The 26,442-nt window shown below is 63.2% G+C and carries 19 protein-coding genes; 17 read left to right on the top strand and 2 right to left on the bottom strand.

Features of this window, described 5'->3' with window-relative positions; translation table 11 throughout:
- Nucleotides 1–5: 5 nt before the first annotated feature.
- Nucleotides 6–521 carry a type VI secretion system lipoprotein TssJ gene (gene tssJ / locus B2U07_RS14260; RefSeq protein WP_275546446.1) on the bottom strand — a complete coding sequence of 172 codons (516 nt, stop codon included), beginning with the start codon at nt 519–521 and terminating at the stop codon, nt 6–8.
- Between the two features lie 23 nt (nt 522–544).
- Nucleotides 545–1,966: a type VI secretion system-associated FHA domain protein TagH gene (gene tagH, locus B2U07_RS14265; RefSeq protein ID WP_275546447.1), complete on the bottom strand. Its 1,422-nt coding sequence runs from the start codon at nt 1,964–1,966 to the stop codon at nt 545–547.
- A 382-nt stretch (nt 1,967–2,348) separates the two neighbouring features.
- Here tagH and tssA point away from each other — a divergent pair, with 382 nt between their 5' ends.
- From tssA to B2U07_RS14350, 17 genes are all read left to right on the top strand, one after another.
- A complete protein-coding gene (gene tssA / locus B2U07_RS14270; RefSeq protein WP_275546448.1) occupies nt 2,349–3,359 on the top strand; it encodes a type VI secretion system protein TssA in 1,011 nt (336 codons plus the stop codon).
- Between the two features lie 91 nt (nt 3,360–3,450).
- Nucleotides 3,451–3,966: a type VI secretion system contractile sheath small subunit gene (gene tssB, locus B2U07_RS14275; RefSeq protein WP_275546449.1), complete on the top strand. Its 516-nt coding sequence runs from the start codon at nt 3,451–3,453 to the stop codon at nt 3,964–3,966.
- 14 nt (nt 3,967–3,980) lie between these two features.
- On the top strand, nt 3,981–5,474 hold the full coding sequence (gene tssC, locus B2U07_RS14280; protein ID WP_161864242.1) for a type VI secretion system contractile sheath large subunit: 1,494 nt from the start codon (nt 3,981–3,983) through the stop codon (nt 5,472–5,474).
- A gap of 156 nt (nt 5,475–5,630) precedes the next feature.
- On the top strand, nt 5,631–6,119 hold the full coding sequence (locus B2U07_RS14285) for a type VI secretion system tube protein Hcp (protein ID WP_197858720.1): 489 nt from the start codon (nt 5,631–5,633) through the stop codon (nt 6,117–6,119).
- A gap of 80 nt (nt 6,120–6,199) precedes the next feature.
- Entirely contained in the window at nt 6,200–6,658 is a 459-nt protein-coding gene (locus tag B2U07_RS14290; RefSeq protein ID WP_197858721.1) for a T6SS effector amidase Tae4 family protein, read from the top strand.
- Entirely contained in the window at nt 6,655–7,107 is a 453-nt protein-coding gene (locus B2U07_RS14295; protein ID WP_275546450.1) for a hypothetical protein, read from the top strand. Before B2U07_RS14290 ends, B2U07_RS14295 begins: the two co-directional genes overlap by 4 nt.
- A gap of 8 nt (nt 7,108–7,115) precedes the next feature.
- Nucleotides 7,116–7,631 (top strand): type VI secretion system baseplate subunit TssE, encoded by a 516-nt coding sequence (tssE, locus tag B2U07_RS14300; protein WP_197858723.1) that lies wholly within the window; start codon nt 7,116–7,118, stop codon nt 7,629–7,631.
- Nucleotides 7,628–9,487: a type VI secretion system baseplate subunit TssF gene (tssF, locus tag B2U07_RS14305; RefSeq protein ID WP_275546451.1), complete on the top strand. Its 1,860-nt coding sequence runs from the start codon at nt 7,628–7,630 to the stop codon at nt 9,485–9,487. The genes tssE and tssF overlap by 4 nt, the downstream gene beginning before the upstream one ends.
- Nucleotides 9,451–10,503, top strand: coding sequence for a type VI secretion system baseplate subunit TssG (tssG, locus tag B2U07_RS14310; RefSeq protein ID WP_275546452.1), 1,053 nt, complete (start codon nt 9,451–9,453; stop codon nt 10,501–10,503). The genes tssF and tssG overlap by 37 nt, the downstream gene beginning before the upstream one ends.
- A complete protein-coding gene (gene tssH, locus B2U07_RS14315) occupies nt 10,496–13,168 on the top strand; it encodes a type VI secretion system ATPase TssH (protein ID WP_275546453.1) in 2,673 nt (890 codons plus the stop codon). Before tssG ends, tssH begins: the two co-directional genes overlap by 8 nt.
- A 58-nt stretch (nt 13,169–13,226) precedes the next feature.
- On the top strand, nt 13,227–15,167 hold the full coding sequence (locus tag B2U07_RS14320; protein ID WP_275546454.1) for a type VI secretion system Vgr family protein: 1,941 nt from the start codon (nt 13,227–13,229) through the stop codon (nt 15,165–15,167).
- Entirely contained in the window at nt 15,167–15,598 is a 432-nt protein-coding gene (locus tag B2U07_RS14325) for a DcrB-related protein (RefSeq protein WP_275546455.1), read from the top strand. The genes B2U07_RS14320 and B2U07_RS14325 overlap by 1 nt, the downstream gene beginning before the upstream one ends.
- A 6-nt stretch (nt 15,599–15,604) precedes the next feature.
- Nucleotides 15,605–20,119: an RHS repeat-associated core domain-containing protein gene (locus B2U07_RS14330; RefSeq protein WP_275546456.1), complete on the top strand. Its 4,515-nt coding sequence runs from the start codon at nt 15,605–15,607 to the stop codon at nt 20,117–20,119.
- Complete coding sequence (locus tag B2U07_RS14335) at nt 20,109–20,537, top strand: hypothetical protein (protein ID WP_275546457.1); 429 nt, start codon at nt 20,109–20,111, stop codon at nt 20,535–20,537. Before B2U07_RS14330 ends, B2U07_RS14335 begins: the two co-directional genes overlap by 11 nt.
- A gap of 276 nt (nt 20,538–20,813) precedes the next feature.
- Nucleotides 20,814–25,268, top strand: coding sequence for an RHS repeat-associated core domain-containing protein (locus tag B2U07_RS14340; protein WP_275546458.1), 4,455 nt, complete (start codon nt 20,814–20,816; stop codon nt 25,266–25,268).
- Nucleotides 25,269–25,284: 16 nt separating this feature from the next.
- Nucleotides 25,285–25,749, top strand: a complete 465-nt coding sequence (locus B2U07_RS14345) for an SMI1/KNR4 family protein (RefSeq protein ID WP_275546459.1) — start codon at nt 25,285–25,287, stop codon at nt 25,747–25,749.
- A gap of 117 nt (nt 25,750–25,866) precedes the next feature.
- Nucleotides 25,867–26,232, top strand: coding sequence for a hypothetical protein (locus B2U07_RS14350; protein WP_275546460.1), 366 nt, complete (start codon nt 25,867–25,869; stop codon nt 26,230–26,232).
- The last annotated feature ends 210 nt before the right edge of the window (nt 26,233–26,442 follow it).

Below are 26,442 nucleotides of genomic sequence, written 5' to 3' on the forward strand. Positions count from 1 at the left end.
TCCTGTTAGCGAGAGTCGAGGCGGGACGGCGCGGCGAGCTCAGCAGCGCTGGCGGCGTGGGTCCCGAGGTCGATGCGGTAATGGCTGCGGCTGCCCTGCTTTGGCTCTAGGACCACGCGCCACTGCGCCCGGTCAATTTCGCGGTAGCCGACCAGCAGGCCCAGATGACGCGTTTCCGGGTCGAGCGTGCGTTTCAGCTCCCGTGTCTGGCCGGGATGGACCAGCCATTCGTCCTCGGCCACCAGCTCGCCGCCCAGGGTCGCTGCTGCGCGCTCGGCGAGGCTGAAGTAATCGGTCCGGCTGAATGCGGCGGCGCTGCGCAGCTCCAACAGGCGCACACGCACCGGGGCGCTGTAGCCTTCGACGGTAGGGTTCAGTTCGTCGCCGGCCTGCAGTTGCAGCACGACGCTGGTTGGCCCTTGTGCGGCAGTGCTGTCGTCCATCGCGTCCTTGCTGCAGCCGCTGCCAAGCCCTGCCAGCACCAGGCCCAGCAGAGCGGGCCGAAGTAGTCGTTGTCGCACGTTGTCATCCTTGCCCGGGCCCGTCAGGGGCGTCGTTGACGGGCGATATGTTGCTCATAGGCCCGGCCGAACTCGCGGCCGAACAGGTCCTGAAAATCGTCTTCGGCTTCGCGCGACAAGGTCGCGTAGAGCTCCACGAACTGCTGCCAGCACTGCGCCTGGCGCGAGCCCGGCAGCAGGCTGGCCAGCCCGCCTCCCTTGCCCATGCGTGCTTCCAGTGCCTGCGGTTCGAAACGCGCCAGCAGGTGACGGATGGCGGCCTGTACGCCGGCCATGACGGCCAGTTGATGGGCGCGCAGGTCCTCGAAGCCATCCTGTACGGCCTGGTCGGCCGGCATGAACGCCGAGTTGCCGCCACGCAGCAACAGGAGCAAGGCTTCTTCGGCGTTGGGGGCGAACTTCAGCGGGTTGTTTTCCACCGGCTGCACCATGGTCTGCTGAAGGCGGAACTCGCCCTTGAGGCTGCTGCGCGCCCGCAGTACATCGATCAGGCCCTCGACCATCAGGCGATAACTGCGCCCGATGCTTTCCATCTGCGCGGCGGCCTGCTGGCCATCCAGACGCAGCTGATCCAGCCCGGCACCGCGCAGGAAGGCCTGTAGCATTGCATCGTCCGGTTGAGCGCTCTGCGGCTGGATGGCTGGAGCCTGGCTGACCGGCGCAGCAACCGGGGCAGCAGGTGCGGGACTCGGCACCGGCGCAGGTATCGGCTGGAAGGGTTCCGGCGGTGGAGCATGTTCCGGCAAGGGTGCAGCCGGAGCGGCTGCCGGCGCGATGTCATCGAACAGGTTCCAGTCATCGGGGATCAGGCTCGGGGCACTGGGGGTGGGTTCGATGGGCGGGGCAGGTGCCTTGAATTCCGGCGGTCGGAAGTCATGCTGTTGCGCGGGCACATGGTCGGCAACAGGGGCCGGCGCGGCTGTGCTCGGGCCAAGAAAATCGAACAGATCGGGCAAAGTCTCGTGCGGAGCGACGCTTTGCAGATGGGCGCTGGCCGAGGCATCGAAGGGGTTGGCCGGTGCATCGAAAGGGCTGACTGGAGTGGCCTGTTGGTTGGCCATCAGCGCTTCGAAACTGTTTGCAGACGTGGTATCGGGAAACGGCGCGGAGCCCTCTGCAATGGAACTTTCCAGCGCTACTGCAATTTCGTACTCGCCGATTCGAATAACTTCGCCATGCTGCAGAAGTTCACTGTTGCCGCGTTGCATGCGGATACCGGCCTGGAGCAGTTCGACACCGTTGGTGCTGCTGTCGGTGATGTAGTAACGGCCGTCCTTGTTTTGCACAAGGCAATGTTTAGAGGAAACCAGGCGCGCCGGGTCAGGTAATACCCAGTCATTATCCGTGCTACGGCCAATTGCCATCATGCCTTGTTCCAAGGTTTTCTCGGGACATTGGCCGGGGGTGATCTTGTGATAGCTGGTGATGGTCAAGCGCAGCGCCATATGGCCTCCCTGCCCGGCTCTTGTGACACCTTTGAAAACCGTGAAAGCCTTTATTTACAAGGCTTACAGACCGCTTTTAGCCCTGATTGAACATCCGTCTAAGGGGCCCCTGAACGCGGAAACACGCGATCTTACCTATTCTTTCGGGGTTCAAGTATGTGCGCAATCTCACAACTTGACGAAACTTTGCCGAAGTTCACAAAGGTTCTGGGCGGTCGCCATACTACCTTGACTTTATATATTTTTAAGTTAAAAAATGCGCGACGCCATCGACAATGCGTAGTGGCCAATTAACATTAAGCGTTAGTTGGCAAAGTGCCAGCCAGGATGAAGTTTGGGCACTTATTGTGACGCAGTTCAAATCGATAAGGAGATCGAATCCGTGGAGAATTCGTTGTTATTCGCCGCCATTTCGGATACTTCGCCCTGCGGCGAAGATCTGGAATACGACAGCGATTTTCTCCAACTGGAGCGCGATGCGTTGGGGCGCCCCGAGCGCAGCATGGGTGATGCCATCCAGGCCGCCGAGCCGCCCGAGTGGCGCCAGCTGGAACAGGCCTGTCACGCCCTTTTGCAGCGCAGCAAGGACTTGCGCGTCACCCACTACCTGCTGCAGAGCCGCCTGGCGCTGCGCGGTGTCGAAGGGCTGGCCGACAGCCTCGAATTGATCCTCGAACTGCTCTCGCGCTACTGGCCCGAGATCCACCCGCAGCTCGATGCCGACGACGACAACGATCCCACCGTACGCATCAACACCCTTTCCGGCCTCACCTGCGAGACCAATCTCGGCCTGCTGCGCGATGCCGTGCTGGTGCGTTCACGCGTGTTCGGCAGCATCACCCTGCGCGCCGCACTGAACGCCGCCGGCTTGCATCCGGCCAGCAGTGAAAGCCTCAGCATCGAAGAACTTGGTGGCGCCCTGCAGGATGCCGACAGCGAATCCCTGCAGCTCACTCGCGACGCCCTTGGCCGCGCCTTGCACAGCCTGGATGCGATCGAGCGGCTGGTCAGCGAACAGGTCGGTTCCGCGCAGGGCGTGGAGCTGGCGGCGCTGCAACAACCGCTCAAGCTGGCCTTGCAGGTAATCGGCGACAGCCCTGCCGGCGCCGGCGAACATTTGGCAGATGCGTCAGTCACTGACGATGCGCCGATGCAGTCAGCAACGCCTGCCACCGTGCGTGCCAATGGCGAAATCGCCAATCGCGACGACGTGCTCAAGAGCCTGGAGCGGATTCTCACCTACTACGCCCGCCACGAGCCTTCCAGCCCGTTGCCGGTGCTGCTCAACCGGGCTCGCAGCCTGGTCAATGCCGACTTCGCGACCATCGTGCGCAACCTCATACCCGATGGCATGAGCCAGTTCGAAAACCTGCGCGGCCCCGACGAGTACTAGGCCGACTGGCCCAGGTATGCGGGATCACGCTTTACCGTAGACGGCCGGTGGCCGACACGCCGCGTCGCGTCAGGCGACCAGGAGAGAAAGCATGGCGAACAGCAGTTCTCAGAAATTCATCGCGCGCAATCGCGCGCCCCGTGTGCAGATCGAATACGACGTCGAACTCTACGGCGCCGAGAAAAAGGTCCAGCTGCCCTTCGTCATGGGCGTCATGTCCGACCTCACCGGCAAGCCTGCCGAGCCGCTGCCGGCGGTGGCCGATCGCAAGTTCCTGGAAATCGATGTCGGCAACTTCGACTCGCGCCTCAAGGCGATGAAGCCGCGTGTGGCGTTCAACGTGCCCAACGAGCTGACCGGCGAAGGCAACCTGAGCATCGACATGACCTTCCAGAGCATGGACGACTTCAGCCCGGCCGCCGTGGCGCGCCAGGTGGACGCCCTCAACCAGTTGCTGGAGGCCCGTACCCAGCTGGCCAACCTGCTGACCTACATGGACGGCAAGACCGGCGCCGAGGACATCATCATGAAGGCGATCAAGGACCCTGCATTGCTGCAGGCCCTGGCCAGCGCGCCGAAACCCCAGGACAACGAGCCCCAGGCCTGATTCGGAAGACCACCATGAGCGAACAGTTGCAACACGACCAGGCCGCACTGGCCAGCACCGAGCAGACCAGCGAATTCGCCTCGCTGCTGATGCAGGAATTCAAACCCAAGACCGAACGCGCCAAGGAAGCGGTGGAAACGGCCGTGCGTACCCTGGCCGAACAGGCCCTGGCGCAGACCGATCTGATCTCCAACGATGCGATCAAGTCCATCGAGTCGATCATCGCCGCCATCGACGCCAAGCTCACCGCACAGGTCAACCAGATCATCCACCACAGCGACTTCCAGCAGGTGGAAAGCGCCTGGCGTGGTCTGCACTACCTGGTGAACAACACCGAGAGCGACGAGCAGCTGAAGATCCGCGTGCTCAACATCTCCAAGCCGGAGCTGCACAAGACCCTGAAGAAATTCAAGGGCACCGCCTGGGACCAGAGTCCGGTGTTCAAGAAGCTCTACGAAGAGGAATACGGCCAGTTCGGTGGCGAGCCCTACGGCTGCCTGGTCGGCGATTACTACTTCGATCAGTCGCCGCCCGACGTCGAGCTGCTCGGCGAACTGTCCAAGGTCTGCGCGGCAATGCACGCGCCGTTCATCGCGGCTGCCTCGCCGACGGTGATGGGCATGGGCTCCTGGCAGGAACTGTCCAACCCGCGTGACCTGACCAAGATCTTCACCACCCCGGAATACGCCGGCTGGCGCTCGCTGCGCGAGTCCGAGGATTCGCGCTACATCGGCCTGACCATGCCGCGCTTCCTCGCCCGTCTGCCGTATGGCGCCAAGACCGATCCGGTGGAGGCCTTCGCCTTCGAGGAAAATACCGACGGCGCCGACAGCAGCAAGTACACCTGGGCCAATGCCGCCTACGCCATGGCGGTGAACATCAACCGTTCCTTCAAGCACTACGGCTGGTGCTCGCGCATCCGTGGCGTCGAGTCCGGCGGCGAAGTGCCGAACCTGCCGGCGCACACCTTCCCCACCGACGACGGTGGCGTGGACATGAAATGCCCGACCGAGATCGCCATCTCCGACCGCCGCGAGGCCGAGCTGGCGAAGAACGGCTTCATGCCGCTGCTGCACAAGAAGAACACCGACTTCGCCGCCTTCATCGGTGCGCAGTCGCTGCAGAAACCGGCCGAGTACGACGATCCGGATGCCACCGCCAACGCCAACCTGGCCGCGCGCCTGCCTTACCTGTTCGCTACCTGCCGTTTCGCGCATTACCTGAAGTGCATCGTTCGCGACAAGATCGGCTCGTTCAAGGAGCGCGACGAGATGCAGCTCTGGCTGCAGGACTGGATCCTCAAGTACGTCGACGGTGACCCGGCGCATTCCACCGAAACCACCAAGGCGCAGCACCCGCTCGCTGCTGCAGAAGTCGTGGTGGAAGAGGTGGAGGGCAACCCGGGTTACTACAACTCGAAGTTCTACCTGCGTCCGCACTACCAGCTCGAAGGGCTGACGGTGTCGCTGCGGCTGGTTTCCAAACTGCCGTCGGCCAAGGGCGCATAACCCGACCGACAACCCGTAGGAGCGGCTTCAGCCGCGAGCCGCTTGCGGCTGAAGCGCAACGTCGTACGGGACAGGTCGATGGATTTGCAAGGCGAGTGAGATGACCAGGGTCATCCCTAAATTTACGCAGTGGCCCATGCCACCTCAGGAGAAAACATGGCTGTTGATATCTTCATCAAGATCGGTGACATCAAGGGCGAGTCTCAGGACAAGACCCACAAGGACGAAATCGAAGTGCTCAACTGGAGCTGGGGCATGTCCCAGTCCGGCAACATGCACACCGGCACCGGTGGTGGCGCAGGCAAGGTGAGCATCCAGGATCTGTCGCTGACCAAGTACGTCGACAAGGCTACCCCCAACCTGATGATGCATTGCTCCAGCGGCAAGCACGTTCCCAAGGTCACCCTCACCGTGCGCAAGGCGGGCGGTGATTCCCAGGTCGAGTACCTGATCATCAACCTCGAAGAAGTGCTGATTTCCTCGCTGAGCACCGGCGGTTCGGGCAACGACGATCGTCTGATCGAGAACATCACCCTGAACTTCGCCAAGGTCACGGTCGACTACCAGCCGCAGAAAGCTGACGGTACCAAGGAAGGCGGCCCGATCAAGTACGGCTGGAACATCCGTTCCAACGTCAAGATCTGATGCGCTGCCGCCCCCGGCGCTTGCGCCGGGGGCGTTCGGAATTGGGACGACTCCGATTCATCCAGTACTGAGACTGTTTCATGGCCAAGCCATCGTTTATCAATCTGTGGAACGAATATCTCAAGATCTGGGACGAGTATCCCGACGGCAAGGTATGTGATGGCCCATGGGCGAACCAATGCGCCATTCGCATGAGCTACGCGCTCAATGCCGAGCAGACCATCAAGGTCAACAAGGCCACCTACACCGAACCCAAATGCGCTCATGCACATGCCAGGGGCGCCGAATCACTGGCCAACTGGCTGTGGAAACATCACCTGGGCCGACCGCTGATCGTCGGCGGCAGTGCACAGGATCGTCTCAAGCTGGCCGACAAGAGCGGACTGATCTTCTTCAAGGACTGCTTCCAGCAAGCCGGACAGACCGTCGATGAGCGCACGGGCGACCACATCGATCTATGGAAACGCGGCTTTACCGCAGGCCGTTACGATGACCCGAGGCACATGGCCCGGCAGGTCTGGTTCTGGGAGCTGGCATGAGCAAGCGCCTGCGTACACCCTTACTGCTGCTCGGCATGTTGACCAGTCTTTGTGCATGTGCCGAATCGACTCCCCCGCCTGCCGCAGGCAATTCTGACTATCCGCAGCACGTGGATCTGGCAGGGCAGACTTATAGATTGGAGAACGCTGGCCAGGCCTGCGTATTGCGCAAGCCAGACCAGAGCGTACTGCCGCTGGACATTGCCTCGCCGTGTCATTTCAGCGTCGGCAAGGATGGCCAGGCTCATGTCGAAACCTTTCAGGATGTGCCGATCATCATGGTGCTGCATGTAGCCCCCGTGGCGGACAGCAAGCTGGAGTGCCGTTCGCAATACAAGGCCATTCGACTGGTCGAGGGCCAGCTGGAGCCATCGGTGCTGGCGCGGAGTGCCAGTTGCCTGCGCGGTGTCGGTGATCAGAAGAGCTACACCGCGATGTTCGACTGGTAAACCTGCGCATGACCAGCCCCATGACCCCGCGTGAGCGCCTGCAGCCTTCGCTGCTCGACCGTCTGACCGACGATGACCCCGGCAATGCGCAGGAAAGCGCGGATCGTCGCGTGCTGTCGCTAAGCCAGCTCAAAGCCTCGGTGCTGCGTGACCTGACCTGGCTGTTCAACACCATCGCCCTGCTCGATGCCGACACCACGCGGCACACACCAGCCGGTACCTCGGTAATCAACTATGGCCTGCCGGCATTGGCCGGCAGCAGTGTGTCCGGGATCGACATCGCCGCCCTGGAGAGCCTGATCCAGCGCGCCATCGTCACTTTCGAGCCGCGCATCCTCGCCCATAGCGTGCGGGTGCGGGCGCATGTCGGTCACGAACAGATGAACCACAACGCGCTGAGCTTCGAGATCCAGGGCGACCTGTGGGCCCAGCCGGCGCCCCTGCCCTTGCTGTTGCGCACCGAGCTGGACCTGGAGTCCGGCCATGTGCAGGTGCTGCCCGCCGCGCAGCGGAGACGCTCATGAACCCGCGTTTGCTGGAACTGTACAACCAGGAGCTGCAACACATCCGGGACGGCGCGGCCGAGTTCGCCCGCGAATACCCGAAAATCGCCAGCCGCCTCAGCCTGTCCGGCCTGGAGTGCACCGACCCCTACGTCGAGCGCCTGCTGGAGGGCTTTGCCTGGCTGACCGCGCGCGTGCAGCTCAAGCTCGACGCCGAATACCCGGTATTCACCCACAACCTGCTGGAAATCGCCTACCCGCATTATCTGGCGCCTACACCGTCGATGACCGTGGTGCAGCTGCACACCGATGCCAACGATGGCGCGCTCAACGGCAGCTTCAACCTGCCGCGCGACAGCGTGTTGCGCGCCACCCTCGGCAAGGACAGCCAGACTCCCTGCGAATACCGCACCGCACACCCGGTGACCCTGTGGCCGCTGCAGGTGGCGGACGCCGAGTACATCAGCAACCCCGCCGCGGCGCTTGGCCGTCTGGCCGCCAGCGAGCCGCGCGTCAAGGCTGCCCTGCGCATCACCCTGCGCAGCGGCGCGGAAATCCCCTTCGCCAGCCTGGATCTGGACAACCTGCCGCTGTACCTCAACGGCCTCGACGAACTGCCGTTCCGTCTCTACGAGCAACTGCTGGGCAACCGCGTCGCGGTGTTCGCCCGCCAGCCGGGGCGCGACTGGGTCGAACGGCTGCCGGCCGACGCGTTGCGCCCGTGCGGCTTCGATGATGCCGAGGCGGCCCTGCCGGTGGTGCCGCAGGCCTTCCAGGGCTATCGCCTGCTGCAGGAGTATTTCGCCCTGCCGCAGCGTTTTCTGTTCGTCGACTTCTGCAATCTGCGCCGCGCCGTGCGCCAGTGCAGCGGCAACGAGCTGGAGTTGATCGTGCTGTTCGATCGCCTCGACAGCCACCTGCAGAACCAGGTCGACGCCAGCCAGTTCCTGCCGTTCTGCACCCCTGCGATCAATCTGTTTCCGCGGCGCCTGGATCGTATCCACCTGAGCGACAAGGTGCATGAGCACCACGCCATTGCCGACCGCACACGGCCCATGGACTTCGAGATTCATTCGCTGCGCAGCGTCAGCGGCCATGGCAGTGGCCCGGAGCAGACCTTCCTGCCCTTCTATGCCGTGCGCGATCCCGCGCGCTATGGGCGCGATCAGGCCTACTACATCGTGCGCCGCGAGCCGCGCGTACTGTCGGCCGAACAGCGCCGCAACGGTACGCGATCCAGCTATGTGGGCAGTGAAACCTTCATCAGCCTGGTCGACAGCCACCAGGCGCCGTATCGCCATGACCTGCGCCAGCTCGGTCTCAGCGCCCTGTGCACCAACCGCGACCTGCCGCTGTTCATGAGCGTCGGCAGCGGCAAGAGCGACTTCACCCTGGCCGACAGTGCGCCGGTGCAGAGCGTGCGCTGCGTAGCCGGGCCGAGCCGTCCGCGTCCCAGTGCAGCCCACGACAACCAGGCTTGGCGGCTGATCAGCCAACTGTCACTGAACTACCTGTCGCTGGCCGAGCAAGGCCAGGGCGCCGCCGCGCTGCGAGAAATGCTGCGGCTGTATGGCGATGTGCAGAATCCGGCGCTGCAACTGCAGATCGAAGGCCTGCGCGAGGTCAGCGCCAAACCCTGTACGCGGCGCCTGCCGATGCCCGGGCCGATCGTCTTCGGCCGGGGTCTGGAAATCACCCTGGAGTTCGACGAGAACGCCTTCCGCGGTACCGGGGTGTTTCTCCTCGGTGCAGTGTTCGAGCGTTTCCTGGCGCGCTACGTATCCCTCAACAGCTTTACCGAGACGGTGCTGCGCAGCACCGAGCGCGGCGAGATCATGCGATGGAAAGCCCGGCCCGGCCGTCGTCCGAACCTCTAGACACGCTTGCACAGATGCAGGCGCTGCCCTGGGAGTACGACTTCTTCCAGGCTCTGCGACGCATCGAGAACGAGCATCCGCATCTGCCGCGCCTGGGGCGTTCCCGGCGCCTGGCAGACGATCCGCTGCGCCTCGGGCAGCGCCAGGAGGGCACTTTCGCCCCGGCCACCCTGGCCGCTGTGACCCCAGCCAGCGACGAGCGACCGGCACGTCTGGAACAGTATTTCTTCGGCCTCGGCGGGCCCAACGGGCCGCTGCCGCTGCACTTGACCGAGTACGTGCGCGAGCGCCAGCGCAACCACGCCGACAGCACCAGCAAGCACTTCCTCGACCTGTTCCATCATCGCCTGCTGACCCTGTTCTATCGTGCCTGGGCCGAGGCCCGGCCGACCGTCAGCCATGACCGCCCCGACGACGATTACTGGTCGGCTCGCCTGGCCGCCTTCAGCGGTCGCGGCATGCCCAGCCTACGCCAGCGGGGCTTGCTGGACGATGCGGCGAAGCTGCACTACAGCGGTCACCTGGCCGCGCAGACGCGTTACCCCGATGGCCTCAAGGCGATCCTCGCCGATTACTTCGGCGTGCCGGTGCAGATCGAGGAATACGCCGGCAGCTGGCTCAGCCTGCCCGAACGCACGCGCCTGGGCGTGGAGTCCAGCCAGCTGGGCGTGGACTTCTGCCTGGGCAGCCAGGTCTGGGACCGCCAGCACAGCTTCCGTATCTGCTTCGGCCCGCTGACGCTCGAGCAGTACAACGCCATGCTGCCCGATGGCGACTCGTTCGCCGCGCTGGTGGCCTGGGTCGCCGAATACCAAGGCGACGAACTGGACTGGCAACTGAATCTCGTACTGCAGCGCGAGGAAGTCCCCGCGCTGCGCCTCAACGGCCAGGCTCGCCTGGGCTACACCACCTGGCTCGGCCAGCCACAGCACGACGCCAGGGATCTGGTGCTGGCCCGCCATCACGCCACAGCGACCCCGCCGGCGGATCAATCAAGGAGAACTTCACATGGGTGAAATCAGTCGTACCGCGCTGTTCGGCAAGCTCAACAGCGTCGGCTACAAGGCCATCGAGGCCGCCACCGTGTTCTGCAAGCTGCGTGGCAATCCCTACGTCGAGCTGGCGCACTGGTTTCATCAGCTCCTGCAGCTGCAGGACTCCGACCTGCACCGCATCATCCGCCAGTTCAGCCTGGAGCCGGCGGGTCTGGCGCGAGACCTGACCGACGCACTCGACCGCCTGCCGCGCGGCTCGACCTCGATCACCGACCTGTCCTCGCACGTCGAGGAAGCGGTCGAGCGCGGCTGGGTCTACGGCAGCCTGATGTTCGGCGAGCACCAGGTGCGCACCGGCTACCTGATCATCGGCATCCTCAAGACGCCGAGCCTGCGCCAGGTGCTGCTGGGCCTGTCGGGCGAGTTCGCCAAGATCAAGGTGGAAACCCTCAGCGAGCGTTTCGACGAGTACGTCGGCGATTCGCCGGAGAACAACCTGGCCGCCAGCGACGGTTTTGCCGCTGCCGCACCGGGCGAGGCCAGTGGCGCCATGGCGCCAGCGGCGATGGGCAAGCAGGAGGCGCTCAAGCGCTTCACCATCGACCTCACCGAGCAGGCGCGCAAGGGCGAGCTGGACCCCATCGTCGGCCGCGACGAGGAGATCCGCCAGCTGGTCGATATCCTCATGCGCCGCCGGCAGAACAACCCGATCCTCACCGGCGAGGCGGGCGTCGGCAAGACCGCCGTGGTCGAAGGCTTTGCCCTGCGCATCGCCGCCGGTGACGTGCCGCCTTCGCTCAAGGATGTCGAGCTGCGCAGCCTGGATGTCGGCCTGCTGCAGGCCGGCGCCAGCATGAAAGGCGAGTTCGAGCAGCGCCTGCGCCAGGTCATCGAAGATGTGCAGGCCTCGCCCAAGCCGATCATCCTGTTCATCGACGAAGCCCACACCTTGGTCGGCGCCGGTGGCGCGGCCGGTACCGGCGACGCGGCCAACCTGCTCAAGCCGGCGCTGGCGCGCGGCAGCCTGCGTACCGTGGCCGCCACCACCTGGGCCGAGTACAAGAAGCACATCGAGAAGGACCCGGCGCTGACCCGCCGCTTCCAGGTGGTGCAAGTGCCCGAACCGTCCGAGGACAAGGCGCTGCTGATGATGCGCGGCGTGGCCTCGACCATGGAGAAGCACCATCAGGTGCAGATCCTCGACGAAGCCCTGGACGCTGCGGTCAAGCTCTCGCACCGCTACATCCCGGCGCGCCAGCTGCCGGACAAGTCGGTCAGCCTGCTCGATACCGCCTGCGCCCGCGTAGCCATCAGCCTGCATGCCGTACCGGCCGAGGTGGACGACAGCCGCCGGCGTATCGAAGCGCTGGAAACCGAACTGCAGATCATCGCCCGCGAGCACGCCATCGGCATCGACGTCAGCCTGCGTCAGGCCAACAGTGAGAGTCTGCTGGCCGCCGAGCGTGAGCGCCTGGCCGAGCTGGAAAGCCGCTGGGCCGAAGAGAAGCAGCTGGTCGACGAACTGCTGGCGACCCGCGCCAGCCTGCGCGAAAGCGCCGGCGTGGTCGATCAGGACAGCGGCACCGATCACCAGGCCCTGCGCGCGCGGCTGGTCGAGCTGCAGGAGCGCCTGAGCCAGCTGCAGGGCGAAGCCCCGCTGATTCTGCCGACCGTCGACTACCAGGCCGTGGCCTCGGTGGTGGCGGACTGGACCGGCATTCCGGTCGGGCGCATGGCGCGCAACGAGGTCGAGACCGTGCTCAACCTCGACAGCCTGCTGGCCAAGCGCATCATCGGCCAGGACCACGCGCTGAAGATGATCGCCAAGCGCATCCAGACCTCCCGCGCCGGCCTCGACAACCCCAACAAGCCGATCGGCGTGTTCATGCTCGCCGGCACCTCCGGCGTCGGCAAGACCGAAACCGCGCTGGCGCTGGCCGAGGCACTGTATGGCGGTGAGCAGAACCTGATCACCATCAACATGAGCGAATTCCAGGAGGCGCACACCGTCTCCACCCTCAAGGGTGCGCCGCCCGGCTACGTCGGCTACGGTGAAGGTGGCGTGCTGACCGAGGCGGTGCGTCGCCGGCCGTACAGCGTTGTGCTGCTCGACGAGGTGGAAAAGGCCCACCCGGACGTGCACGAGATCTTTTTCCAGGTGTTCGACAAGGGCGTGATGGAAGACGGCGAAGGGCGCCTGATCGACTTCAAGAATACCCTGATCCTGCTCACCACCAACGCCGGTACCGAACAGGTGGCGCGCCTGTGCCAGGACCCGGACAACCTGCCCGACCCGGAAAGCATCGCCCGCGACCTGCGCCAGCCGCTGCTGGAGATCTTCCCGCCGGCGCTGCTCGGCCGTCTGGTGACCATCCCCTATTTCCCGCTCAGCGACACCATGCTCAAGGCCATCACCCGCCTGCAGCTGGGGCGCATCAAGAAGCGCATCGAAAGCACCCACAAGGTGCCCTTCGACTACGACGAGGCGGTGGTCGACCTGGTGGTTTCGCGCTGCACCGAGAGCGAGAGTGGCGGCCGGCAGATCGACGCCATTCTCACCAACGGCATGCTGCCGGACATGAGTCGCGAGTTCCTCACCCGCATGATGGAAGGCAAGCCGCTGGCCGGCGTGCGCGTCAGTGTGGCCGACAACGACCTGAACTACAGCTTCGCCGACAACGCCTGAGCCCGAGCGCGGGTCGGCTAGCGCCGGCCCGCGCCATGGCAGGCCGGAACCCCGACCTATGTTCTTCGCCCAATCTTCCCGCTTTGCCCGCATCACCAGCCCGCTCGGGCCGGACGCCCTGCTGCTGCGCTCGATGCACGGCAGCGACGAGCTGGGCCGTCTGTTCGAGTACGAGCTGCAACTGGTGTCCCACGATGCCAACCTCGATCTCAACCAGTTGCTTGGCAAGCCGCTGACGCTCTCCGTGCAGCAGCATGGCGGCGGCGACCGGCATTTCCATGGCATCGTCGCCGCCTGCGGGCAGAGCGTCGACCGTGGCCAGTTCGCGGCTTATCGGGTCACCCTGCGGCCCTGGCTGTGGCTGCTCAGCCGTACCTCCGACTGCCGCATCTTCCAGCACATGAACGTGCCGCAGATCATCAAGCAGGTGTTCCGCGACCTGGGTTTCTCCGATTTCGAAGACGCACTCAGTCGCCCCTATCGCGAGTGGGAGTACTGCGTGCAGTACCGCGAAACCAGCTTCGACTTCGTCAGCCGGCTGATGGAGAAGGAGGGCATCTACTACTACTTCCGCCACGAGGCCGATCGCCATGTGCTGGTGCTGGCCGATGCCTACGGCGCCCATGTGCCGGCCCCCGGCTACGCCAGCGTGCCCTACTACCCGCCTGATGGGCAGCACCGCGAGCGCGACCACATCAACGACTGGCAGCTGGCCCAGCACGTGCAGCCGGGTTCGATGGAACTCAACGACTACGACTTCCAGCGCCCCAGCGCGCGCATCGACGTGCGCTCGGTTATGCCGCGCCAGCACAGTGCCGGCGACTATCCGTTGTACGACTATCCGGGCGCCTACGTGCAGAGCAGCGACGGCGAGCAGTACGCGCGCAATCGCATCGAGGCGCTGCAGAGTCTGCACGAGCGCGTCGAGCTCGGCGGCAGCGTGCGCGGCATCGCCTCGGGCAACCTGTTCAGCCTCACCGGCTTCGGTCGCGCCGACCAGAACCGTGAATATCTGGTGGTCTGCGCGCGTTATCACGTCCTGCAGGAGTCCCTGGAGAGTGGCAGTGGCGGCGGTGGCCAGTTCGAGTGCCAGCTCACCTGCACCGACGCCCAGCAGACCTTCCGCCCGCTGTGCGGCACGCCCAAGCCAATGGTGCAGGGGCCGCAGACCGCCGTGGTGGTCGGCCCCGCCGGCGAGGAGATCTGGACCGACCAGTACGGCCGGGTCAAGGTGCACTTCCACTGGGACCGCCACGACCAGTCCAACGAGAACAGCTCCTGCTGGATTCGCGTCTCGCAGAACTGGGCCGGCAAGAACTGGGGCGCCATCCAGATTCCACGCATCGGCCAGGAGGTCATCGTCAGCTTCCTCGAAGGCGACCCCGACCAGCCGATCATCACCGGTCGGGTCTACAACGCCGAGCAGACCGTGCCCTACGACCTGCCCGCCAACGCTACCCAGAGCGGCATCAAGAGCCGCTCCAGCAAGGGCGGCACGCCGGCCAACTTCAACGAAATCCGCATGGAGGACAAGAAGGGCGCCGAGCAGTTGTACATCCACGCCGAGCGCAACCAGGACATCGTCGTCGAGGTGGATGAAACCCACTCGGTGGGCAACAACCGGGTCAAGAGCATCGGCATGAACGAGACTGTCACCATCGGCAACAACCGCCTGCGTGCGGTGAAACTAGATGACGTGCTGCTGGTGGGCTCGACCAAGACCGACAGCATCAGCCAGAGCTACCTCATCGAGGTCGGCCAGAACCTGCGCCTGGTCTGTGGCAAGAGCATCCTCGAACTCAACGCCAGCGGCCAGATCAACCTCAGCGGCGTGGCGATCAACTTCCACGCCAGCGGCGACGCGGAATTCAACACAGGCGGCGTGCTCAACCTGAACATCGGCGGCGGCCCTGGCGCCACGCCCGATGGCCAGGGTGATCAGGGCAGCATCGATGCGGCCGTCAAATCCCTGTTCGGGCAAGAGAAAGGAAACTCCTGATGAGCTACACCACCCAAGAGCTGAGCCTGCAACTGCCCACCGAAGAGGTTCAGGACGGCACCATCAATATCCTGCGTTTCCCTGCCCTGGGCACCTCGCTGGTGATCACCCGCGGCAATCTGGGAGCACACGAAACCCTGCGCAGCCACTTCGAGGATCAGCTCGGCAAGCTGGCCAAGCAGCTCAAGGAAATGAAGACCAGCCCGATCAGCGATACCCGCGTCGGTCTGTCCGGCGACATCGAAGCCGTGGAGCTGCGCAACCAGTTCATCAAGGGCACCGAACAGGTGTACCAGTTCCAGCTTGGAGTCAAACCCGCCGAGGGCCGCATCATGTCGCTGAGCTACGTGAAGCCGCAGCCGATGGGCGAGGCCGAGGCCAGCCACTGGGAAAGCATCAAGTGTTCGCTGGTACTCAACGGAGCGGGATAAGCGTCGATGTCCGACCTGTTCTGGGCCGCCCGGCTCGGCGACGATCTTGAACACAGCTCGGTCTTCGCTGACGTTCTCAGTGGCGTGCTGGAGGTGGCCGCCTATGCCGCCGCCGGCGCTGCGCTGGTAGCTGCCACCGGCCTGACCGTGGCCACCGGCGGTATTGCCGGTTGTGTGCTGGGCTTCGCCGCCAGCGTCGTGGTCGGCGTCGGCATGAACCTCACCGGTCTGGACAAGGCCGTCACCAGCGTCTGTGACGGTCTGGCCAACGCCATCTTCCCGCCCAGCCCGCAAGCCAAGATCTCCAGCGGCGCCAGCAAGACCCAAACCAACGGCCTGCCGTCGGCCCGCGCGGCCGGCAAATTGGGCGCGGTGGCGCCGCCGTCAGGCACTGAGCTGGAGAAGCCGCCAGAGCCCAGCTATCTGGACATGGCCAGTAGCTTCTTCAGTGAGTTGTGGAACCCTACCGTAGAGAATCCGGCGCCAGGTGCCATCCCCTGCCCGCTGGACACCATCCTCTGCGAGAAACACCCGCCCATGCCGCTGCAACTGCTGGCCGAAGGCTCCAGCAAGGTCAGCATCGAAGGGCAACCGGCAGTGCGCAGTGGTGACCGCGCCACCTGCGAAGCCAAGGTGGTGGCCGCTGGCAAGATATCCTCCAACGTACGCATCGGTGGCGAATCCGTGGTGGTACGGCCGATTCGCAGCGGCAAGACGCCCGGTGTTGGCCTGGCCCTGAGCGTACTGATGGCGCTGCGTGGCAACCCGCGCAAGTTGCTGAGCAACCTGCCATGCCTGGCCATGGGCATGGTTAATGGCTTTGTCGTCGATCAGGTGGCCGGTGCGGTGACCCGCTCCATCACCGGCGCTCCCAACCCGGTGCATGCCGCCACTGGCGCCAAGGTTCTCAACGGCCTCGATGACCTCGACTGCGTGCTGCCAGCTCTGCTGCCCGTTGAATGGCAGCGCTTTTATTGCAGCCGCGATGAACGCCAGGACGGCCTGTTCGGGCCGGGCTGGAGCGTTGCCTATGAAGTGTCGGTGACGCTCATCAGCAATGCCGCCGGCACGCGCAGTTTCATCTACACCGATGAACAAGGCCGACGCATCGACCTCGGCTGGCTGGAGCCCGGCGACGCGGCCTATGGCCCGGGAGAAGGTCTCAATCTGCGCCGTGATGCCCGCAGCGGAGCGTTGCTGATCGAGAACGACAATGGCCTTTACCGGCTTTTCGAGGCGGCCCCCGATAATCCCCGGATGATGCGCCTGAGCAAGCTGGGTGACCGCAACGACAATCGCCTGCTGCTCGAATACGACGTCCAGGGTCGGTTGGCGGCCATCCGTGACCGTGACGCCGCGCTGCGTGTGGAGCTGTGCTACGACACTGTGCACCCCGCGCGTCTGGCGCGGCTGGAACGCTGCCACGCCGATGGCCGGCGGCAGTTGCTGGCGGCCTACGGCTATACCGAGCAGGGGTGGTTACGTGAGGTGGTTGACGCCAATGGCCAGGTCAAACGCCGCTTTGCCTATGATGACAAGGCCCGTCTGACCGCACACCAGACTCCCACGGGCCATGGCTGCTTCTATCACTGGGGCGAATTCAACGAGGTGGGTACGGTTCAGTCTCGAGTCGTGCGTCACTGGACCAGCGAAGGCGAAGAATACCTCTTCGACTATGACATCGAGGCTGGTATCACGCGTGTCCAAGACGGGCTCGGGCGTACTCGCGAGCACTGCTGGGACCGGCAATACCAGGTCACCCGTTTTACCGATCCGCTGGGTCAGAGCTGGGCTTTCGACTGGAACGACGAGCGCCAGCTGATCGCTGCCACTTCCCCGCAGGGCGCGCGCTGGCAATACGACTATGACGAGTCCGGCAACCTCTGCGGCTGTACCGATCCGCTGGGTCGCCGTGACTGCATCGAATTTCTCGGCCACTGGGCCCTGCCAGTCTGCGAAACCGATGCTGCCGGCAACGCCTGGCAATATCGCTACGACGCGCGGGGCAACTGTCAGGAAGAGATCGATCCGCTGGGCCATAGCACCCGCTATCGCTATGACGACGGTGGTCTGCCGGTAGAAATCATCGACGCTTCCGGTAACCGCCAGACCCTGCGCTGGAACGCGTTCGGCCAGCTCATCGAGCAGGTCGACTGTTCCGGTTATCCCACCCGCTTCGCCTATGACGAGTGCGGCAATCTGGTACAGGTCACCGATGCCCTCGGCGAGATCACCCGGTATCAGCACGACGCCCAGGGCCGACTGCTGCAGAGGCAACTGCCGGATGGCCGCAGCGAACAGTTCATCCGCGATCCGGGTGGGCAGGTCCAGGCGTATCAGGACCCGGCCGGAAAGGGGCTGCGTTATCACTATGACCGCAGAGGCCGGGTGACCGCCGTTCTGGGGCCGCAGGGTAGCCAGATCACCTATACCTACGACAGCTATGGCAGGTTGCAGAGTCTTACCAACGAGAACGGCGAGCCCTATCGTTTCAGATGGGACGACAATGACCGGCTGAGCATTCGCCATGGGCTCGACGGCACGGCCCGCCACTATCGCTACGATGCAGACGGTTATCTGAGTGCCGTGGCTTACACGCCCGCTGCGATCGCCAGTGGGGACGTAGCGCCCATCGTCCACGATTTGCAGCGTGATGCTGTCGGCAGGCTGATGTGCAAAACCACTGGCGACGGGAAGACGCGATTCCAGTACGACGCCCTTGACAACCCGACCGAGGTGCGTTTCACCGACGATACCGATAACGTTCAGGTGCTCAACTTCGCCTACGACCAGCTCGGCAGGCTGGCACAGGAAAGCGGCGCAAGCGGTACGTTGCATCACCGCTACGATGCGCTGGACAACCTGACCGAAACCCTTCTGCCGGACGGTCGGCGCATCAGGCGCTTGTACTACGGCAGCGGTCATCTGCAGATGCTCAATCTCGATGATCACGAGGTCAGCCATTTCGAACGCGACCGGCTGCACCGCGAAGTGCTCCGCAGCCAAGGTCGCCTGACCACCCGCAGCAGTTATGACCGTGCCGGACGCCTGAGCGGGCGCCGCCGCCATGGCGCGGGGCAGCCGGTGCAGCTGCCGGCCCAGGCGGAGCAGCGTTATGACTATGATGCCAGCGACAACCTGATCGGCCGTCTGGACCATGACCCCCAGGCGGGGCGTCACCAGCGGCACGGCCTGCATTACGATGCTCGTGGCCGCATCGTTTCCCGGCAGGATCTGCTCAGCGGGCATCTGGAAACCTTTGCCTACGATGCCGCGGCCAACCTGCTGCCAGGCGCGCAGCAGGATGCGACCGTGGTTCGCCATGATCAGTTGCTCGTCTATCAGGACAAGCGTTACCGTTATGACGCCTTTGGGCGGGTGATTGAAAAGCGCAGCGCCGCACGGCAGTTGCAACGCCTGTTCTACGACGATGAACATCGCCTCGTGGAAGTGCGTAATGCCGATGGCAGCCGGGTACGCATGCAGTACGACCCTCTCGGTCGGCGCACGCAGAAGAAGCACTTTCACGCCCAGGGTCACCTGCTCAGTGAAAGCCGTTTCATCTGGGATGGCCTGCGCCTGCTGGGCGAGCAGAGCAATGGCCGGCACAGCCTGTACCTGTACGACGGCAGCGGCCACGAGCCACTGGCCCGAGTTGACGGGGAAGGTCCGCACGCACAGCTGCACTATTACCACAACGACCCCAATGGCCTGCCCCAGCAACTGACCGACGAACATGGCCGCTGCACTTGGCAAGCCAGCTACCAGGTCTGGGGCAACACCCTGAGTGAGCAACGCCAGGATGCTCACCTCACAGAGCAGAACCTGCGTTTTCAAGGCCAGTACCTTGATCGGGAAACAGGCCTGCACTACAACACGTTTCGCTTTTACGATCCGGATATCGGTCGCTTCCTCAGCCCCGATCCAATCGGCTTGGCCGGCGGCACCAACCAGTACCAGTACGCACCCAACCCAGTCGGATGGGCCGACCCGCTGGGGCTGACGTGCCAGAAGTCGAACCTGCATCAACGTGGCCACAGGCCGGGTCCCGGCGAGCGCAGCCTGACCCGTCAGCAATACAAGAGAATGGTGTCGCAGACGCGCCAACAGGGCGGTGCCTTGCATGCGCAGTTGCAATCACGCCTGCAACACTCGGACTATGTCTACCGTGCAACGAACTACCGGACGCTGAAGTACTACCGCGATGCGGGGCGTATCAACCGTGATGCTTACATGACCTTCGATAATCCGGGCCTGGACCCGAAGGTCAGCATGGACAAGAGCCAGGTATTCGATCACTGGGGCCAGCACGAAGTGGTGCTGAAGATACCCGCTTCACAGGTCATCGACGCCCGCGTCCCAAGGCCGTTGGGAGACTCTCACCCGATCGGCTGGGAGCCTGTGACCGAGGCCTATCCGGCCGCCGGTTCAGGTGGCAACAGCCAGTTCCTTGCACAGACCTCAACCTGGGACGAGTCCTGGGTCATCCCCATGAATGGAGCGCCGCCAAGTGGACCCTGATCAACTCAGCCTGCTCTTGCAGGCTCGCCGCGCCGAGCGAATCACTCAGGACGAGGTGACCGCCTGGGTCGATGCTCACGCCGATGCAGCCAGCAGCCAGCTCAAACGGACCACCTACCTGAAGCTGCGCCGCGGTGACCCGCAGCCGGCATTTCTCGAATGCCTGGCGGCCTGTCATAGCTGCGCAAAGGTCTACCAGGCCGGTGAGTTTCGCGACTATCACGACTTCGAGCAGTGCGACGGCCGCCTGCGTAGCGCGTCGGGCGTCTTTACACCCGTGCCGGCACCCGCGTGGTACACGGCACCGGCCAACGTCCTGGGCGGCGAAGTGCTCTATCAATGCCAGCAATGTGAGGCCATCTGGAGGCTCATCCTGCCCGAACGGGCACAGCGAGGCAGCTGGTGTCGGGTCGGCTAGCCATTGCCCGGCAGAGCCTCGATTTGCCCTGGATTGTTGATATTTCCATACGAAATCGTAACCGCTTCACAAACCCCACCTGCTCATAGCTGGCCGAGCACTGAATACCGAGCTCTCGTAGTTGGAGCTTGTCACCAGGACGCGTCCACGGCACCCAAAGGAAGGAAACGCCCGATGAGCTACACCATTCAAGAAGCAAGCAGCGATCCCAAGGCCCCGTTCGCCAAGTTGGCGAAACAGATCAAGCACAGCCTCAGCCTCAACGGATGATCTGCGATGTCTGATGCGCTCTGGGCCGCCCGGCTCGGCGACGATCTGCTGCACACCACATTGCTCGCCGACATAGTCGGCGGCGTGCTGGAAGTGGCTGCCTATGCCGCCATCACCGCCGTGGCCTGTGCCGCCGTGGTCGCCGCCACCGGCCTGACCGTCCTCACCTTTGGTCTCGGTGGCTTTGCCCTCGCTGCAGTAGTAGGTATCGCCGTGGGGGTCGGCATGAACAAAACCGGCTGGGACAAGGGTCTTACGACCCTCTGCGAAGGCCTGGGCAATGCCATCTCCCCGCCCAATGTTCAGGCCAAGATCGTTACCGGCGCCAACAAGACCAAAACCAACGGCCTGCCTTCCGCGCGCGCCGCTGGCAAGCTGGGCAGCGCCGCTGCGCCGGCAGGCACCGAGCTGGAGCAGGCACCACCCGCCGAGGAGCCTGAGCCCAGCTTTCTCGACATGGCCAAGAGCTTCTTCAGTGAGATGTGGCAGCCGACGGTTGCCCAGCCGGCACCTGGCGTCATCCCCTGCCCGCTGGATGCCATCGAGTGCAAGAAGCACCCGCCGATGCCGGTGCAACTGCTGGCCGAAGGATCGATCAAGGTCAGCATCGAAGGCCAGCCGGCGGTGCGCAGTGGTGATCGCAGCACCTGCGAAGCCACGGTGGTGGAAAGCGGCAACATCTCGCCGAACGTGCGCATCGGTGGTGACGCCGTGGTGGTGCAGCCGATTCGCAGCGGCAAGACCCCCGGCATCGGCCTGGCCCTGGGCGTGCTCATGGCGCTGCGTGGTAACCCGCGCAAGCTGTGCAGCAAGCTGCCCTGCCTGGTCGCCGGTTTCGCCGGCAACATGGCCATGGGCGGTGCGACCGCCTATGCCACCAACTCCATCGTCAACGCTCTTGGTTCGGCCAGCAGCGGTGCACCCAACCCGGTGCACGCCAGCACCGGGGCCAAGGTGCTTGGCGAAGACGACGACCTCGACTTCGTCCTGCCGGGGCTGATGCCCATCGAGTGGCAGCGCTTCTACAGCAGTCGTGACGGGCGTCGTGACGGTTTGCTGGGGGCTGGCTGGAGCCTGCCGTTCGAGATCGCCGTGCAGGTACGCGCCCATCCGGAGGGTGGCGAAGCGCTGACCTATATCGACGAGCAGGGCCGCCCTATCGAGATCGGCAGCCTGCCGCCGGGCGATGCCTGCTACAGCCCGGGTGAAGGCCTGAACTTCCGCCGCGATGAAAGCGGCGCGCTGCTGGTGGAAAGCGTCGATGGTCTCTACCGCCTGTTCGAGCCTCTGCCTGAAGCGCCGCATCGGCTGCGCCTGAGCAAGCTGGGTGATCGCAACGACAACCGCCTGCTGCTCGAATACGACTCCGCTGGCCGGCTGTCTGCCGTGCGTGATGGCCATAACCAGCTGGGCATCGAACTGATTGCCGACGCCCGCCACCCGCAGCGCCTTGGCCGGGTCGAGCGCCTGTTCGCCGATGAGCGGCGCGAGGTGCTGGTCGCCTACGCCTATGACGCACAGGGCGATCTCAGTGAAGTCCGCGACGACAAGGGCCAATTGCTGCGTCGCTTCGTCTACGACAGCGGCCGCCGTCTGATCGAGCATCGGCGTCCCACAGGCCTGCGCTGCTTCTACGAATGGGGCGAGTTTCAGGGTGCCGATGGCCGCGAATGGCGGGTGACACGGCACTGGACCGCCGACGGCGACGAATACCATCTGCATTACGATCTGGATGCGGGCATCACCCGGGTCATTGACGGCCTTGGTCGCACCAGCGAACGCCACTGGAACAGCCAGTACCAGATCACCCGCTATCACGATGCCCTCGGCCAGCTCTGGCTGTTCGAATGGAATGACGAGCGCCAGCTGCTGGCCGCCGTCGCTCCGGACGGCGCGCGTTGGCAATTCGCCTATGATGAATCCGGCAACCTTTGCGAAACCCACGACCCGCTGGGGCGTCGCGACTTCACCCAGTGGCTTGGCCACTGGTCGCTGCCGGAAGCCGAGACCGACGCTGCCGGCAATGCCTGGCAGTACCGCTACGACAAGCGCGGCAACTGCATCGCCGAGATCGACCCGCTGGGCCATGTCACCCGCTATCGCTACGACACCAGCGGTCTGCCGGTGGAAATCATCGACGCTAGCGGCAAGCGCAAGACCCTGCGCTGGAACGCCCTCGGCCAGCTCACCGAACAGGTCGACTGCTCCGGCTACCCCACGCGCTTCGCCTACGACGAGCGCGGCAACCTGGTGCAGATCACCGATGCCCTCGGCGAGATCACCCGCTACCACTACGACAGCCAGGGGCGCTTGCTGCAGACGCAACTGGCTGATGGCCGTTGCGAGGAGTTTCAACGCGACGCCATCGGCCAGCTCAGCGCCTACCTCGATCCTGCCGGCAAGCCCGTGCGCTATCGCTATGACCGCCGTGGTCAGGTTCGCCAGCGCATCGATGCCCTGGGCCGCAGCGTCGGCTTCGAATACGACGCCTATGGTCGCCTGCTCGCCCTGAGCAACGAGAACGACGAACGCTACCGCTTCACCTGGGACGTGCTCGACCGCCTCACCGCCCAGCACGATCTAGACGACAGCGCTCGGCATTACCGCTATGACCCGCAGGGCAACCTCATTGCCCTGGCCTATACCCCAGCCCCATACGGCACGGGCCTGGGCAGTGTCCCCGAGACGCCGCCGGCGCCGATCATCCACCGCTTCGAGCGCGATGCCGCTGGCCGGATGATCGCCAAGCACACCGAAGACGGTCGCACCGAATACAGCTATGACCCGCTCGATCGCCTGACGGGGGTCGACCTCACTGCGGCTGATGGTCAGATGCAGTCGCTGGCCTTCGCCTACGACGCCCTTGGCCAGTTGCTCAGCGAGCAGAGCGCCGCCGGCGCCCTGCAGCATGCCTACGATGAGCTCGGCAACCTGCTGGAAACGCAACTGCCTGACCAGCGCCGTATCCGCCGCCTGTACTACGGCAGCGGTCACCTGCAGTTGCTCAACCTGGATGATCAACTGGTCAGCCGCTTCGAGCGTGACCGTCTGCATCGCGAGGTGCTGCGCACCCAGGGGCAGCTCGTTACCCGTAGCCAGTACGACCGAACCGGACGCCTCACCGCACGCCTGCGTCGGCGCCTGGAGCAACCCGTGCAGCTGCCGGCCGAAGCCGAGCGGCGCTACGCCTTTGATCCCAGCGACAACCTGATCGGCCGCCTCGACCGCGACCCGGCCAGCCAGCGCGAACAGAAGCAGCAGCTGCACTACGATGCCAGCGGGCGCATCATCGCCAGCCAGGACCTGATTCGCGGCAATCTGGAAACCTACAGCTACGACGCGGCTGCCAACCTGCTGCACCCGGTTGGTGGCGATGCTGCCAGCAGCGGCTGGGTGCGCCACAACAAACTGCTCACCTACCAGGACAAGCGCTACCGCTACGACGCCTTTGGCCGCCTGGTGGAAAAACGCAGCGGCCGTCACCAGGTGCAGCGCCTGAGCTACGACGCCGAACACCGCGTGCGGGAAGTCACCAACAACGACGGCAGCCGCGTGGTCATGCACTACGACCCGCTCGGCCGGCGTATCGGCAAAAGCCACTACGATGCCCACGGCGTGCTGCTCGGCCAGACCGACTTCACCTGGGACGGCATGCGCCTGCTCAGCGAGACCCGCAACGGTCGACATAGCCTTTACCTCTACGACGAAGGCAGCTACGACCCGCTGGCGCGCGTCGACGGCCAGGGCGAACACGCCCGCCTGCGCTATTACCACACCGATCCAAACGGGTTACCGCAGCAACTCACTGAAGACGACGGCCGCTGCATCTGGCAGGCCCGCTACCAGGTCTGGGGCAACACCCTGGCCGAACAGCAGGAAAGCTTCTTTGTCGAAGAGCAGAACCTGCGCTTCCAGGGCCAGTACCTGGACCGCGAAACCGGGCTGCACTACAACACCTTCAGGTTCTACGATCCGGATATCGGAAGGTTTATCAGCCCGGATCCGATTGGGTTGGCGGGTGGGATCAACCTGTTCCAGTACGCACCGGAGCCGTATGGGTGGGTGGATCCGTGGGGGTGGGCCCTCACAGGGGTAGACTTTACTGGGAGTAGTGATTTATTCCCCACAGTCGGCTCACAAAAGAATATTGTGGTTATCAAAATGCAGGGAAGTCGCGGGCGCGATTTCACTCAAGCATTTAAAGAGGCTGGTATTTCTAAGAAAGCGGCAACGGGTTACACCTGGCACCATGTTGATGACTTTAACCCGAAAACTGGTACCACCACGATGCAATTGGTTAAGACCTCTGCTCATGAGGCAACATTCCCTCATGCAGGGTCTGTGTCCCAGTATGAAAAAAATTTCAAGGTAAAGTACGAAAGCGCTGAAGCAATTTTGGTATCTTCAAAGAAAGGATGGCTTGCTAATAAGATTCCTAGATCTAAAGTCGGGCGTTGTTGATAAGTGAGGGTTGGTCATGAATGAAAATATTTTCTCTAATACTGAAGCTTCAGTCGATCTGGCGCAGCTGAATAGTTTTGAAGCTAAGGTTGGAAAAAAATTGCCTGATGAGTTTAGGACTCATTATCTTAAATATAATGGTGGCGTTCCTGATCGCACGTATTGGGTTGGTGCGGAAATTGAAGAGCCTTTAGAGGTCGCATCTTTCAAGCCAATTTCCGATTCTCCATCGAATCTGCTATCAACTTACCTTTCAATGAGAGATAAACAGGTGATTCCTGAGAATCTACTTCCCTTTGCTAACGACTGGGGGGGGAATTATTTTTGCCTAAATGTAGACTCTGGGCTGGTTAGCTATTTTACGACTGATAATTTTTACGCCGAGCTCAGCTTTGAAGAGAATCAAAAAAAATCAGAAACGGTAATTTGTTCCAGTTTTACTAATTTTGTCCAAGGACTAGTCCATGAGGAGGACTTGTAAGGAAGTTAGACACAAACCTCTTCAGAGTATCGGTGCTCTTGCGTAACACCAAATGCGGCGCACAGATAGTGCAGTAGAGTATCAAAATTTGGAGATAAAAAAGCTTATTCTTGAAGCATGAGTGATCTAGTTAAAAATAAAAAACGACTATTCGATGGTGCTGAAAGCGATTTCTATGTGTTCAGCTCAATGTTAGATGTGCCAGATTTCGGACCAGTGCTCTTCGATAACCAGCAGGTCCAGTATTTATCGGAACTCGGTGAGCGGCAGGCAGATGCGCTGGTAGGTCTGATTCCTGGCGCAAGAAAACATATGGATTTTCCGGGCGATACGCCCGCGTATAAGCAAGGAAATCTTGCTCTGTACGTACAATGCGTTAATGGTCGAGACGCCAATCGTTCGGTACTTATCGTCGTAGCGGCAGGAGAGGCGCAACCTGCGCGATTCGTGATCGATCTATGTGGCGTGTTTGTGGACGAGTAAAGCTGCCTTCTAATTAGCGTCAGGCTCAGATCATGGTTTTTCGCGAGTGCCGCTATGGCAAAAGGCTTACATGCCGAAGCGCAACGGACCTCTCCCGCCGCGTCCGTGGGCTGGTTAATCTACTCACACCTACCGGGAACTGGATGTCCCGAGTCACGGAAGACAGACCGCGCCAGGAAGGCAAACGACAGGATGTCGGAAGGTCTTAAA

Source organism: Pseudomonas sp. UBA7530 (assembly GCF_002479365.1).
GTDB lineage: Bacteria > Pseudomonadota > Gammaproteobacteria > Pseudomonadales > Pseudomonadaceae > Aquipseudomonas.